Below are 13,561 nucleotides of genomic sequence, written 5' to 3' on the forward strand. Positions count from 1 at the left end.
GCGGGGCGGGGTTCGATATCGGATCAGAGAGGTTGTTATGCCTTTAATCGAAATTGATAACCCGGTGTTAGCCGAATTAAATGCGTTTCCACTCAGCTTCACCACCCAAGAAGGGTTGTCGAGCAACTCGCAGTATTCGCTCGAATTTGAATGCGAACAGGCGGACGTGGATTATGAATCCTTGCTGGGTGAAGGGATCCGCATCCAGATAGAAAGGCCGGATTTCGGCTCGCGGCCTTTCTACGCTTACGTGATCGGCGCGTCCGATGCAGGGCAGCATCAGGATAAGTTCGTGTACAAACTGGAGCTGAGCACCTGGCTGTGGTTTTTGATGCAGAACCGCAACAGCCGTATTTTCCAGGATCTGAACGTGCTCGACATCATCGAGCAAATCTTCTCTCGCTACGGCTTTGCCGACTACCGTCTGGATATTCAAGGCACCTATCCGACGCGTGAGTATTGCGTGCAATTTTCCGAAACGGATTTCGCGTTTATCAGCCGCCTGCTGGAAGACGAAGGCATCTGGTATTACTTCGATCACGCCGAGGATAAACACACGCTGGTGATCACCGACCGGCAGGATTTCGACGATCTGGATTTCGGTTACGCCGTGTTGCCGTTCATGCCGGACAGCGAAGAAAACCGCGCCATCCGCGAAGGGATCCAGCGCATCCAGCGTTCCCGCAAAGTGCGTCCGAATGAAATCGTGCTGCGCGACTTCGACTTCCAGAACCCGCGCAAGAACCTGCAAACCAAGGTGGAAGAGAGCCGCCTCGGCCTGCAGAACACGCCGCTGGAGTGGTACGACTACGCTGCGGGCTATGTGGATACCGAACGCGGCGAGAATCTGGCGCGTTTGCGCCTGGAAGAAATGCAAAGCGACGGCCACCTGCTGTTTGGCGAGAGCAACGCCGTCGGGTTGATGGCCGGCAAGGATTTCTCCTTGATTTTGCACCCGGACGCCAACCGCAACCGCCGCTTCAAACTGACCCGCTGCGACTATGTGTTCGTGCAAGATGGCCCCGACAGCAGCAGCGACGGCCGCAACGTGACCTGCCGTTTCAACGCCTTGAACGACGACGTGGCGTTCCGCCCGCTGCGCGAGACGCCCAAGCCACAGATGCCGGGCATCCAGAGCGCCACCGTGGTCGGCGCGCCCAATTCCGAAGTGCATACCGACAAGTTTGCGCGCATTCGCGTGCACTTCCACTGGGATCGCTACAAAACCACCGAGGAAGACAGCTCGTGCTGGATCCGCGTGGTGCAGGCCTGGGCGGGGAAAGGTTGGGGCGTGATCGCCATGCCGCGCGTTGGCCAGGAAGTGTTGGTGACCTATGTCGACGGCGATCTCGATCGTCCGATGGTCACGGGTATTGTCTACAACGGTGATAACCCGCCGCCTTATCAGTTGCCTGAATACATCAACTACTCGGGGATGGTGTCGCGTTCGCTGCGCTTCGGCAAGCCGCAGCACGCCAGCCAGCTGACCTTCGATGACAACCGCAACAACGAACGCGTCATGCTGCACGCCGAGCGCGATCTGCAAACCACGGTGGAGCGTAACCAGGCCACCGAGGTGGGGATGGACAAGTTCGACATCATTCGCCGCACCTTTACGGACTGGTTCACCAACCACGTCTCTTACAAAGATTACGTTTTCAGCATTACCGGGTTTGACGCGTCGATTAAAGGCGTCAGCGCCTCGATGACCGGCGTCAGCCTTACCGCTACCGGCGTCAGCACCTCGTTTACCGGCGTCAGCACCTCGTTCACCGGCGTGAGCACCTCGTTTACCGGCGTGAGCACCTCGTTCACCGGGTTGAGTACCTCGTTTACCGGGCAAAGCACCAGCTGCACCGGCGTCTCGAACTCGATGACCGGCGAAAGCAACTCCTTTACCAGCATCAGCAACAGCATGACCGGCGAAAGCAACAGCTACACCACGGTCAGCACCAGCCAGACCGGCAGCAGCACCAGCTTTACCGGCGTAAGCGTGAGCACCACCGGCTCATCGACCAGCACCACCGGCTGCAGTATCAGCACCACCGGTTCGTCGACCAGCACCACCGGTTGCAGCATCAGCACCACCGGCAGCAGCGTGAGCACCACCGGCAGCAGCGTCGGCACTACCGGCAGCAGCGTCAGCAGCACCGGCAGCAGCGTCAGCAATACCGGCAGCAGCGTCAGCAATACCGGCAGCAGCACCAGCACGACGGGGGTGTCCATCAGCTACACCGGCGCCTCACTGTCCGAGACCGGCGTCGATTTGAAAAAAGTCGGGATGCAAAGCAAAAACTAACGAGGCGCGGCAATGAGAATCATACGGCCACAGCAATTGGTGGCGATTAAAGGAAGTTACCAGATCGGTACAGACAGCCGGCTCGGCATCAGCGCCGTGGCCGGATGCTACCTGTCCCGACCGGAACACTTCGTGAACGAAGCCGAAATCTGGGAGGCGTGGAAGCGCGCGCCGCTCAGCCTGCCGGTGCTGGATGTGGCCGAGCCGAAGCCGTTCGCCGAATACCTGATCGCCGGCCATGCCGGCGTCGGTCAGCCGGTAAAAACGCTGGACGTCAGCGCCGACATCGGCGGGCTTAAGCGCCGTTGGCGGGTCGAGGGCGAGGGCCGACGCGGCGCGATGGGGGCGGAACCTTTCCTCAGCGTGCCGCTGGATCACACCTCGGCCTGGGGCGGGAAAGACAACAAGGAGAATCCGCTGGGGCGCGGCTGTAATGATGGGCTGCGACCGCTGCTGATGACCTTGTCCGCCGAGGGCTCCGCACAGGAGCGCTCCCCGCTGGCGGCGCCGGCGCCGGTGCCGCACGAGTTTTTGCTGCGTAAGGCGCACATCGACAAGGTGGCGGGCCAGATCGCGAGCAAAGCGTATCTGGAAACGGCTTTCCCCGGGCTGCCGGCCGATATCGATCGACGCTACTACCAGATGGCGCCGCCTGCGCAGTGGCTGCCGGAAGCGGCGTGGCCGGATAGGGTGCCCTTCGAACTGCAGGGCGTCGGCGCGCAAAGCCAGGCGATTCGCGGCGAGCTGCCGGCGGTGCGCGGGCGGGCATTCATCCGCCGCCACGATAGCGAAGGCCTCGAGGAAATCGAACTGCAGCGCAAAACGCTGTGGTTCCTGCCCGACAGCGACATCGCGCTGATTATTTTCACCGGCGATGCGCCGTTGACGCATCTGCTGGATGAGTCCATCGAGTCCCTGATGCTGGCGTTGGATCGCTGCGATGCGCCGCGCTCGTTCGATTATTTTCGGCAGGTGCACCATAAACGCAGCGACGACGACGCTTCCCCCTTTGAGTTTCTGTTCGACCCGGATCTGATGCCGGCGGAGATGGGCCTGAACGTCATCCAGGCGGTGTCGGATCACCCCAGCGATTTGCGCTATGACCCGTCGCCGACCTCGTTGGGCGACTCCGCCGTGTTCTATCAACGCATCCGCGAGGCGATTGCCTTGCACCAGCAACAGACGACGGCGGAGCCTGCTGCCGTGACGCTGCCCGATTTGCCGGAGCTTCCCGCCGAAGACGGCAATGACGCGTTTTTTCCCGCTAGCGCGACCGTGGAAGGGAAGACGTTCAGCGGATTGCGCAGCCCTGCGCTGTCAGACCAGCATTTTCTGCAATGCCGTTTTGAGCGCTGCGATTTTTCCCAGGCGATCCTGGAGAACTGCACCTTCGAAAACTGTGTTTTTGATGCGGTTGACCTGACGCAGGCGGCGCTGCGCCGGATCCGCATGGTGTCGTGCACCCTGCAAAAGCCGCTGATGGCGGAAAGCGTATGGCAGGAGGCGGTTCTCGAAAAAGTGACGCTGGAAGAGCCGCAGGGGCAAGGCATGCGCGCCGAGGGGGTGAAGCTGGATTACTGCGTCTTTGAGCGGGGGGATTTCACGGCGATGCGCTTTGAACGCGGGACGATCGGCAACGGCATGTTCAACGGCTCGACGCTGATTCGCGCGCAATTGCTGCAAGGGGAACTGGATGCCTGCGTTTTCAACCGCTGTCTGGCCGAAGGCACGGTGGTGTTGGATATGACGTTAACCAAAAATTCGTTCCTCGGCGGCAATTGGCGCGGCGTGCGCTTCGAGCGTTGCCGTGTCGAGAGCATGACGGCGGGGATGCAGGTGAATTTTTCGCACGGCGTGTTCAGCGATTGCTGCTTCACCAAAGTGGGGCTGAAAGCGGCGCGTATGGAGAGGAGCCAACTGCTGTACAGCGTTTTCACCGAATGCAATTTCGACGAGGCCGATTTGACGGCTTGCACGGTAGCCGGCTGCGACATGGCCGGCGTGCGGTTCAAAGACAGCGTGCTGACGCACGCTCGCTGGCAAAACAGCAGCGCCCAGCAAGGCCTGTTTTATAACGCCGATTTGCGCGACGCGGGATTTGACCAGTGCAACCTGGCGGCGGCGAATCTGGCGATGAGCTGGCAGGACGCCGGTACCCGTTTCAGCGGGTGTTTGCTTGAACGGGCGTGCTGGGTGCCGCGCAGAATTATTCAGGGGGACTATGCGCATGAAAACTGAGAGCCGCGTGATTCAGCAGGCCCTGCCTGACACGGAGGTGATTGAGCTGGAGGTCGCTCAGGCGGTGGCGCAGACGCCGCCCATGCCGCGCACCTTCAAAAAGCGGCGCTTCCACAATCGTGAGCTGAAAGGGTTGACGCTGAGCGACTGTTTTTTCATCGACTGCCATTTCGAACGCGTCACGTTTGAAGGGTGCGATTTGCGAGCGGTGCGCTTTGAGGGCTGCACCCTGAACCAGGTCAACGTGGTCGGCGGCAGCTTGATGCGCCTGGCGTTCAACGAATGCCGGTTTGACAACCTGACGTTGCAGCAGGGGCTGCTGTGCAATGTGGCGTGCAACGACACCACGCTGCAGGGGGGCTACGTCGGCGATTGTCTGCTGGATGACTGCAGTTTGATCCGGTGCGAGGTCAACGGGGCGGAAGTTGAACGCAGCAGCCTGGGGCATCTGGCCGTGCAGGCCAGCACCCTGACCAACCTGATGTTTCACCAGGACGTGATACAGGACGCCAACTGGTATGCCTGCCAACTCACGCAGTGCCTGTGGCAGGCGTCAACCCTCGAGCGCCACATCATGGGGGGCTGTCAGTTGGAGAAGTGCAGCTGGCAAACGATCGCCGGACAGGCGCGCATCTGGTTCACCTGCCGCCTGTCGGGCTGCAATTTGGCGCAGCTGCAGCTACAGGGCGCCAGTTTTCACCGCAGCGAGCTGGAGGGGTGTTCGTTCGCCGACAGCGATCTGACCTCGGCGATCTTCGCCGAAGCGCAGGCGCTGCGCTGCGATTTCGAACGCGCGACGCTGACCCTGGTGCAGGGGCAGAAGGCCCGGTTCAGCGAATGCGCGATGAACGGCGCCCACTGGGGGCGCGCCATGCTGGCGCAGGCGGAGTTCAGGGCGTGCGATCTGGCGTTGGCCAACCTTGAACAGGCCGAGCTGCGGGAGGCGAACCTGATCGAACAGCCGTTGACCGCCGCCCAGCAACAGAGCGCCCGCCTGCATGGGGCGCAGCGTCATCGCGCCGAAAACGTGCCGCTTACCGCCGATCCGTTCTTGAATGCGATCGACGCCTGGTATGCGCATCAACAACCGGGACCGCGGCAACCGTCGTATCAACGGCCAACAGGAGTAAGCAGATATGTATAAGTCCAGAAGAGAGCATCAGAAGGTCTATGCCAACGCCAAGGTGACGCCTTTGCAGTTGGTGCGCAGCGCTCCGCTTGCCGAACAAGGGGGGCGCAAGGTGGTGACGCTGGCGGCCGACGCCAATGGCGGCCTGTATGTCGACGGCATGCGCGCCCATTGTCTGGCAGTCGCCACCAGCTGCCTGGTTCAGCCGCTGGCGGGCGATCGCGTTTGCGTCATCGTCGACGGAGACAAATTGGTCATTACCGAGATCCTGTCGCGGCAACAGGCGCACGCCGTCATGACGCTGGACAGCCGCAGCGCCAACTTGCGCATCGTGGCGCCGGAGATCGAACTGCAGGGCGGCAAGCGGCTGACGTTGCGCAGCCCGCACTTCACGCTGCTGACGCGCAGCAGCCGCTGGGTGGCCGAAACGCTGCACCAAATCTCTCAACGCCTGTTTGTGCGCAGCAAGCACGCAAGCCGACGGGTGGAGGAAACCGACGAGGTACTGGCGAAGCACATTATTCAGGATGCCCGGCAATCCCTCGTCATCAACAGTGAAATTGGTTCCCTGAAGTCTTCGGCGGTGCTGAAGATCGACGGCGGCCAGATACATATGGGGTAAGTCATCATGACCGCAGCCAACAACAACACGGCCGGGATCAGCTTCGCCGGCTGTGACCCGATGATCCCGGCGCCGGGCCCGAATACCGCGCCTAACAATACCGGCATACCGAACGTGCCTAACTATTTCCTTTGCGGCGGCAATGAACAGAACCTCGGCAGCATTCGCGCGGCCACCGTCGATTCTGGCGGGGTGATCGGCGCCGCCTCGGGGACGCATTCGGCGCAGATGCAGCCGATGCAGGGGTCGGGGAAGTATTTCACCGGCGGCATGCCGGTCACGCGGTTAGGTGATTCCAGCACGACGAACAACAACAACATGGTCGCCACTCAGGTCGCGCCGAGCCAGACCAAATGTTTCGTTAATGCATAGGAGTTCAGCATGGTGAAAACGCTCCGGGGGATCGCAGCAGGGGGACTGTTGGCGGTGGGGATGCTCGGCGGGTGCAGCTGGTTCTCTCACGATGAGGCTGCGGATGCGGGGCGTCGGTTGCGGTTTATCGACGTCGAGGTGACCGCCAACGACAACGTGAACCCGAATGCCGCCGGGGAAGCGCAGCCGGTCAAGGTGTGTGTCATCGAAACCAATCGTTCGGGGTGGATGCCCGACGGGATTGGCGATGGCGCCCCTTGCCGCGAGACGGCGCCGTCGGAAGGGGCGCTGAGCCGGCACCAGAGCATTTTGCAACCGAGGGAGACGTTGCGTTATCGCTTTGAGGTGCCGGCGGGGCAAGAGCGATGGGTCGTCGTCGGGGCGGAGTTTCAGCAAATCAGCGGCGTGTTGCCGCTCGCCGAGCAAAAGTCCCCTGCACAGGCTGATTCGCAAATGAAGGTGATGGTGGGGATGACGTCACTCAGCATAGTGACTAACGACAAAATGGATGAATGACATGTTACCTAAACAACGCGTCGCCTGGGTAGAAGGCATGTTGATGGAACCGCAGCACTTCCAGCAGCAGGAACGTTTTTTCGAGCACTTGATTGAAGCGCGCTTGCGCAGCGTCGAAACCTTCACCTGGGGGTTCCTGACGCTGGAGATCGACAATGGGCTATTGGAACAGGGCAAGTTTGCGCTGAAGAAAGCCAAGGGCGTTTTCCCCGACGGCACGGCGTTCAGCATGCCTGAGGATATTCCGCTGCCGCCGCCGCTGGTGCTGGGAGAAGGCTGCCAGGGGAAAGTGGTGTGCCTGTCCGTGCTGATGGACATTGCCGGCAATGCCCAGATCGATCTTATCCAGGATGCGCGGAAAAGCAGCCGTTTTCGCACCATGGACGCCGAGGTGCCGGATCGCAACCACGGCGTCAGCCTGGAAGGGACCCCGCGTGTGTGCACGATGCAGCTGGGGAGCCTGGTGACGCGGCTAAGCCTGGAGGATGCGGTCAGCAGCGCGGAAAGCGTGCTGCCGGTCGGTTTCGTGCGCGAGCTCACCAGCGATCGTCGGGTGCTGCTGGATGAGCGCGCCTTGCCGCCGATGCTGGATTTCCGCGCCATCGGCTGGCTGCCCGCGTTCACCACCGAGTTGCTTGGGCTGATCAGCCAACGTCTGGAGTCGGTGTTCCGCCCGGACGTGCACATGACGATCGGCGGGCTGTCCGAGCTGCTGGAGTTGCTGCTGCTGCAAACCCTGAGCGAATTCAATTTACGCATCAGCCAACTGTTGGCCAGCCCGCAGGTGCATCCTGAAACCCTGTTCGACACGCTGCTGAGTCTGTTGGGGCGGCTCAGCATCATTCCCGGTGGCGAGCGGCTCTGGGACCGGGCCGATTTGGTGTATCTGCACGATGAACCGCACAACTGCTATTTCCAGCTGTTCGCCTCGATTCGCCGCGCGCTGTCGCTGGTGATCGAAGCGCCGGCGGTGGCGCTGCCGTTTATCGATCGCGGCGACAGCATCTACCTGTGCCCGAACGACTCGCAGCTGCGGCTGGAAAAACTGGTGTTTGCCGTCAGCTGCGGTTTATCCATCGAGCATCTGCGCTCGTATTTCCCCGCGCAGGTCAAACTGGGGCCGGTCGAGAAAATCATTCAGCTGATCGATCTTCAATTACCGGGCGCTCGCTTGTTGCCTATGGCTTCGCCGCCGCGGCACATACCGTATTACCCGAACAGCATCTATTTCGAGGTTGATCATGCCGACCCGATTTACAAGGAAATGATGGGCGGCTCGGCGATGGCGCTCAGCATCGTGGGTGATTTCCCGGACCTGCGTTTTGACGTCTGGGGATTAAGGCAAGGGAGGGTGGGATGAACGAATTCGAGAGAAAAATACGCGAGGCGATGGCGGTAACGCGCAACAACGCGAACCCGCGTCTCCCCACGTCCGGCTCGGTGGGCAAAACGACGGCGGAAATCGCCGCGCTGTCCTTCGGCGCGCGGGCGTTGGCCGCCAAGCTGCGGCCGGGCAACGCCGGGGTGGCGGCGCCCACTGAACCCAAACCTTATGAAGCGGAAAGCGCCGCGCCGGAAAACGTCGAACCCGCGCCTGGCGACCGCCCGGCAGACGCGGCGCCGACCTCGAGCGGGTTGTTTGGCCGCGCCGCGCTGAGCAAGCCCGGCGTGATGATGGGCCACTGGGACAACCCGCTGATCGCCGCCGCCATTCCGGTATTGCTGCAGGTGGAGCGGGTGCGCGATCAGAAGCAGCTGAACCCGGCGGCGGTGCGTGCGCAGATCGTGCGCGAGATCCAACAATTCCAACAGACGTTGCTGGCGGATCACATTGCGCCGGGCGATGTGGACAAGCTGGCCTATCTGCTGTGTTCCTATGTGGACGAGTGCTGCATGAGCACGCTGGAGTCCGGCGAACTGAACCTCAGCCTGCTGGTGGAGTTTTATCGCGATGCCTGGGGCGGGGAAAAATGCTTCGAGCACCTGCAAGACTATCTGGCCGCCTCGCCGCGCAACAAGGAGATCCTGGCGTTTTACGATCTGATCCTGTCGCTGGGGTTTGAGGGGCAGTTCCACGTGATGGAGCGCGGCGCGGTGCTGTTGGCCGACGTGCGCAATCGTCTCGACGGTTATCTGTACAGCCAGAATCCGACGCAGACGCTGGCCGATGCTGAACCGAGCAACGTGGTGCGCAAGGCCACCCGCATCACGCCGCTCAAACTGCTGTGCTACGGCCTGGCGATAGCGCTGCTGGCGTATGCCTCGGCCGCCTGGTATCTGCATGACCAGTCCCGCGCGCTGCGCAATGCCATTCTTGCCTGGACGCCGCCGCAGCCGCGCAAAATCAACATCATGGAGACACTGCCGCAGCCGTTGCCGCAAATCCTCAGCGAAGGGTGGTTGGAAGTGCGCGCCGATCCGCGCGGCTGGCTGCTGATCTTCACCTCCGACGGCGCTTTCGCCACCGGGCAGTCGAAGCTGTCGGAAGAGTTTAAAAAGAAACGCAACATTGAGCGTTTGGGGGAAGCGCTGGCGCCGTGGCCGGGCGATCTGGAGGTGATCGGGCATACCGACAACAAACCGTATCGCAACACCTCCAGCAATTCCAACCTGAAACTCTCGGAAGCCCGCGCGCAGACGGTGGCCGACAAGCTGCGCGAATCGTTGGCCAACAGTAAATACAACCGCACCGTGACGTCGGTCGGTAAGGGCGATCAGGAGCCGCTGGACGACAACGCGACGGAAGAAGGGCGCCGCCGCAACCGCCGGGTGGACATCCTTTGGAAAATCGGCGAGAGGGAGATGGCTTCACCGTCTGCCACGTTGAATCAGGCTGGGGTAGCCGCCGAGGTCCCCGAGGATAACTAAGACATCCGTCGGCGTAGAGATAATAAGGAAATTATATGATACGTAGATCATTCATATTGGTGATTGCCTTGCTGCTGTGTGCGGTGGTGTGGTGGATTGGGCCGTTGATCGCCATCGGCACCTACCGCCCGCTGCTGTCGGTCTGGGTCAGAGGCATCATCATCGCCCTGATCCTGTGCTGGGCGCTGTGGCCGTTCGTGGCGACGTTTTTGTCCTGGGTGTTCCGCCACGCGCGGGCACCGGCCCCGGCTAAAAGAAAAACCGCCCAGCGAGATCGCGTGACTTCGCGTTTTCACGACGCCTTGCGCACCTTGCAATACGTCGGCACGTCGAAGCAGCGTACCCCCTGGCAGCGCTTCAAGTACCGCCTGACGCGTCGTTACATCAGCGAAAAACCCTGGTTTCTGGTCATCGGGCCGCCGGGCAGCGGCAAAACCTCGCTGATCGGCGAAAGCGGCGAACGTTTCTTGCTGGCCGAACACTACGGCCTGCAGCAGACGGTGGATATCGGGCCAACCCAGGATTGCAACTGGTGGCTGGCGGAGAATTCGGTGTATGTGGACACCTCCGGTGAATGGCTGCAGCTGAACGGCCTCGGCGAAGAAGGCGCCAGGGCGCGCGATACCCTGTTCAAACTGATCCGGCGCCATCGCCGCCATCCGGGTATCGACGGCATCATGCTGTGTCTGGATGCACGCTGGCTGCTGCACGCTTCGCTGACGGAAAGAAAGTCGGTCGCCGACGCGCTGCGCGTGCGTCTGCTGGAAATGGCCTCATGGTTCCGCAGCGAGCTGCCGGTCTATCTCACCATCAGCCACCTCGATCAGCTGGTCGGCGGCGAGACCTTCCTGTCCATGCTGGGCGACGACCTGTTGCAAAAAGGGATGGGGTTCAGCCTGAACCGGGCCGAACAGGGAGAAACCCCGTTCGAGCAGTATGAGGCCCTCTACCGGGAGATGGTGGCGCGCGTCAGCCATCATGTGCTCGAACTGCTGCACGATGCGCCGGACGGGCAAAACCGCCAACAGTTGCTGTTCTTCACCGAGTCGCTGGGATCGCTGGGCAACCCGCTGTATTCCCTCTTAGAGCAGATCTTCCCGCAAACGCCGGTGGGCTACGCCTGCCATTTGCAGCAGGTATGGCTGGGCAGCACCACCGCCTTGCCGCCGCAGGGCGCGATTTATAACGCGGAAGCGGCGGATATCTACGAAGCTCGCCCCACCGGGCGTATTTATCACCCTGAGCTGAATTACGCCAGACAGGAACGCGGGGTGCTGCAGCAGTCCTCTCACGCCAGGCCGCTCGGCAGCCGCATGAGCTCCCTGGGCCGCTATGTGCTGGTGCTCATTCTGCTGGCGGTCTCTTTTAACCTGCTGGCGATGCGTTACCTGTGGGAGAGCGATTACATCTCCTACATTGCGGCGCGCTTTGACGAAACGAAGCGCATCGTGCGCGAAATACCGGTCACTAACCGCGTCAGCGACGACGTCATTTCCGCGTACGAACAGCTGGGCTACATGAACGCGCAGCTGGGCGGCGAGGTTTCGCCGGTGCCGAATCCCTATTTCGAGCACAAGCTGATCAACAGTGCGGCGCAAAAGACCTATCAGCGCCATTTGCTGCAGATCTTCTGGCCGGCGGTGGAAAACTATATCGCGGACGAACTCAAGAATGACGTTTCGGCGTCCAACAAGGACGTCTACGGCACGCTGAAAGTGTATCTGATGATGGGCGAGCCCTCGCACCGCTCCGCCGAGGCGCTGGTCGACTGGTTCATGACGCGCTGGGATAGCTTCATGCCGCAAGGCTACACCGACATGAACAAAGGCATTTTCGCTTACCACCTGCGGGAAATGTTCTCTCTGCCGAATGCGCCGGTCATGAAAATGAACGGTGACTTGCTGCGCCTGGCGCGGGTGAAAGCGATGAATATTCCGATGCAGGTCAGGGTGGTGCGCCGCATCGAAGAGAAACCGCTGCCGGCGGCGATCAACGACATTTCGCTGGCCGATGCCGCAGGGCCGAACGTGTCATTGATGCTGCGCCGCAAGAGCCAGGCGACGGTCACCGATACCGCCGTGCCGGGGTTCTATACCCGCGCCAGCTATCGCGATGTTTTCCTGGCACAGCTCGATGACGCCGCCAAAGACATGATCGAAGAAGAGTCCTGGGTGCTGCGCGACAGCGCGGAAGGGAAAAACGCGGTGAATTCGTTGGCCTCGGCGCAGAAGCTGGCCGACGAGGCGAGAAAGCTTTACCTCATCGAGTATGCCGATAAATGGGATGCCTTTATGCGCGACGTGCGCGCCCGGCCGGTCAACGGGCTGGAGGATGCGGCGATATTGGCGCGCCAACTGTCCGATCCTTCTTCTCCGCTGGCCAACCTGGTGCGTTTCGCCGCGCGTGAAACCAGCATGACCGGCACCAACCAGGGCGATGCGGCGAGCTGGTTCGATCGCCAGCGCAATCGTATTGAACAGCAGCGGCGTGACATCCTCGGCGAGATTTCCGGCGAGCGCGCGCGTTTTCGTCTCACGCCGGAACGCGCGGTGGAAGACCGTTTTGAGCTGCTTCGCCGCCTGGGGTATCAGCTGTTGCAGACCACCAACGCGAGCAACGATCCGCTGAGCCGCAGTTTCGAAGCGCTGTACAGCCAGCTGACCACGCTCTCCACCTCATTGCGCGGTGGCCAGGTGGTGCCCGCCGGCGGCACGCTGAAGCGGCTGCAGCTGGATGCGGCGCGTCAGCCGGAACCGGTGCGCAGCGTCATGATGGATCTGTTGCAGGTCGGAGACAGCCAAACGATCCAGCAGAGCCAGAAGAACCTGAGCAAAGGGGCTTCGTCGCTGGCTTCCGGATTATGCAAAGGCAGCATCAGCGGACGCTATCCGTTCTCGCGCAACGCCAGAGCGGAGGTCGGCATCGAGGACTTCTCGCGCATGTTTGGGCAGAACGGCGCCATGCAGCAGTTCTTCGATGAAAACCTGGCCGCTTACGTGGATGTCAATGCACAGAAATGGAATGCCAAACCGGGGTCTGAAGGGATCGTCAATGCGAGCACGCTGGGCGCGTTTGAAAATGCCCGCTTGATTCGCGACACCTTCTTCACCGCCGGCGACAAACTCTCGTTTTCCATGTTCATCAGGCCGCTGTCCCTGACGCCGACCATCACGGAAGCGACCCTGGACATCGATGGGCAGGTGATTAACTACAGCCATGGTTTTAGTCAGCCCACGCGTATCGATTGGCCCGGCCCGAAAGGCGGCAGCTATGTTCGGCTGACCTTCCGCACCGGCACCGGCCAGATCCAGGTCGCCAGTTTCGACGGGCCTTGGGCCTTATTCCGGATGTTCGATGCCAGCAATCCCGTGCCGCTTTCCAGCGACAGGCGAGAGCTGACGATGTCGATGTCGTCGGTGGTGGGCGTACTCAAACTGGAATTGCGCTCGACGATGAAAGATTTCCCACTTTGGTCACGGGCGTTGCGAGGATTCTCGTGCCCGAAAGCGATGTAAAC

At 61.3% G+C, this 13,561-nt stretch carries 9 protein-coding genes; all 9 read left to right on the forward strand.

The features are described 5' to 3' along the window. Window positions 1–37: 37 nt before the first annotated feature. From vgrG to tssM, 9 genes are read left to right on the forward strand one after another with little or no spacing between them, the layout of a single operon-like run. A complete protein-coding gene (gene vgrG, locus FHU12_RS05485) occupies window positions 38–2,299 on the forward strand; it encodes a type VI secretion system tip protein VgrG (RefSeq protein WP_087763132.1) in 2,262 nt (753 codons plus the stop codon). Between the two features lie 12 nt (window positions 2,300–2,311). Continuing rightward, on the forward strand, window positions 2,312–4,537 hold the full coding sequence (locus FHU12_RS05490; RefSeq protein ID WP_185742280.1) for a DUF2169 family type VI secretion system accessory protein: 2,226 nt from the start codon (window positions 2,312–2,314) through the stop codon (window positions 4,535–4,537). Continuing rightward, window positions 4,527–5,681, forward strand: a complete 1,155-nt coding sequence (locus tag FHU12_RS05495) for a pentapeptide repeat-containing protein (RefSeq protein ID WP_230490771.1) — start codon at window positions 4,527–4,529, stop codon at window positions 5,679–5,681. The genes FHU12_RS05490 and FHU12_RS05495 overlap by 11 nt, the downstream gene beginning before the upstream one ends. Beyond that, complete coding sequence (locus tag FHU12_RS05500; RefSeq protein WP_141967920.1) at window positions 5,674–6,288, forward strand: DUF3540 domain-containing protein; 615 nt, start codon at window positions 5,674–5,676, stop codon at window positions 6,286–6,288. The genes FHU12_RS05495 and FHU12_RS05500 overlap by 8 nt, the downstream gene beginning before the upstream one ends. A 6-nt stretch (window positions 6,289–6,294) precedes the next feature. After that, window positions 6,295–6,660: a PAAR-like domain-containing protein gene (locus FHU12_RS05505; protein ID WP_141967922.1), complete on the forward strand. Its 366-nt coding sequence runs from the start codon at window positions 6,295–6,297 to the stop codon at window positions 6,658–6,660. 9 nt (window positions 6,661–6,669) lie between these two features. After that, complete coding sequence (locus tag FHU12_RS05510) at window positions 6,670–7,176, forward strand: type VI secretion lipoprotein TssJ (RefSeq protein ID WP_141967924.1); 507 nt, start codon at window positions 6,670–6,672, stop codon at window positions 7,174–7,176. Window position 7,177: 1 nt separating this feature from the next. Continuing rightward, entirely contained in the window at window positions 7,178–8,536 is a 1,359-nt protein-coding gene (gene tssK / locus FHU12_RS05515) for a type VI secretion system baseplate subunit TssK (RefSeq protein WP_141967926.1), read from the forward strand. Next, window positions 8,533–10,044 carry a type IVB secretion system protein IcmH/DotU gene (gene icmH / locus FHU12_RS05520; RefSeq protein ID WP_141967928.1) on the forward strand — a complete coding sequence of 504 codons (1,512 nt, stop codon included), beginning with the start codon at window positions 8,533–8,535 and terminating at the stop codon, window positions 10,042–10,044. The genes tssK and icmH overlap by 4 nt, the downstream gene beginning before the upstream one ends. Before the next feature lie 35 nt (window positions 10,045–10,079). Then, complete coding sequence (gene tssM / locus FHU12_RS05525) at window positions 10,080–13,559, forward strand: type VI secretion system membrane subunit TssM (RefSeq protein WP_141967930.1); 3,480 nt, start codon at window positions 10,080–10,082, stop codon at window positions 13,557–13,559. The last annotated feature ends 2 nt before the right edge of the window (window positions 13,560–13,561 follow it).

The organism is Serratia marcescens, from assembly GCF_006715005.1.
GTDB classification, from domain to species: domain Bacteria; phylum Pseudomonadota; class Gammaproteobacteria; order Enterobacterales; family Enterobacteriaceae; genus Serratia; species Serratia montpellierensis.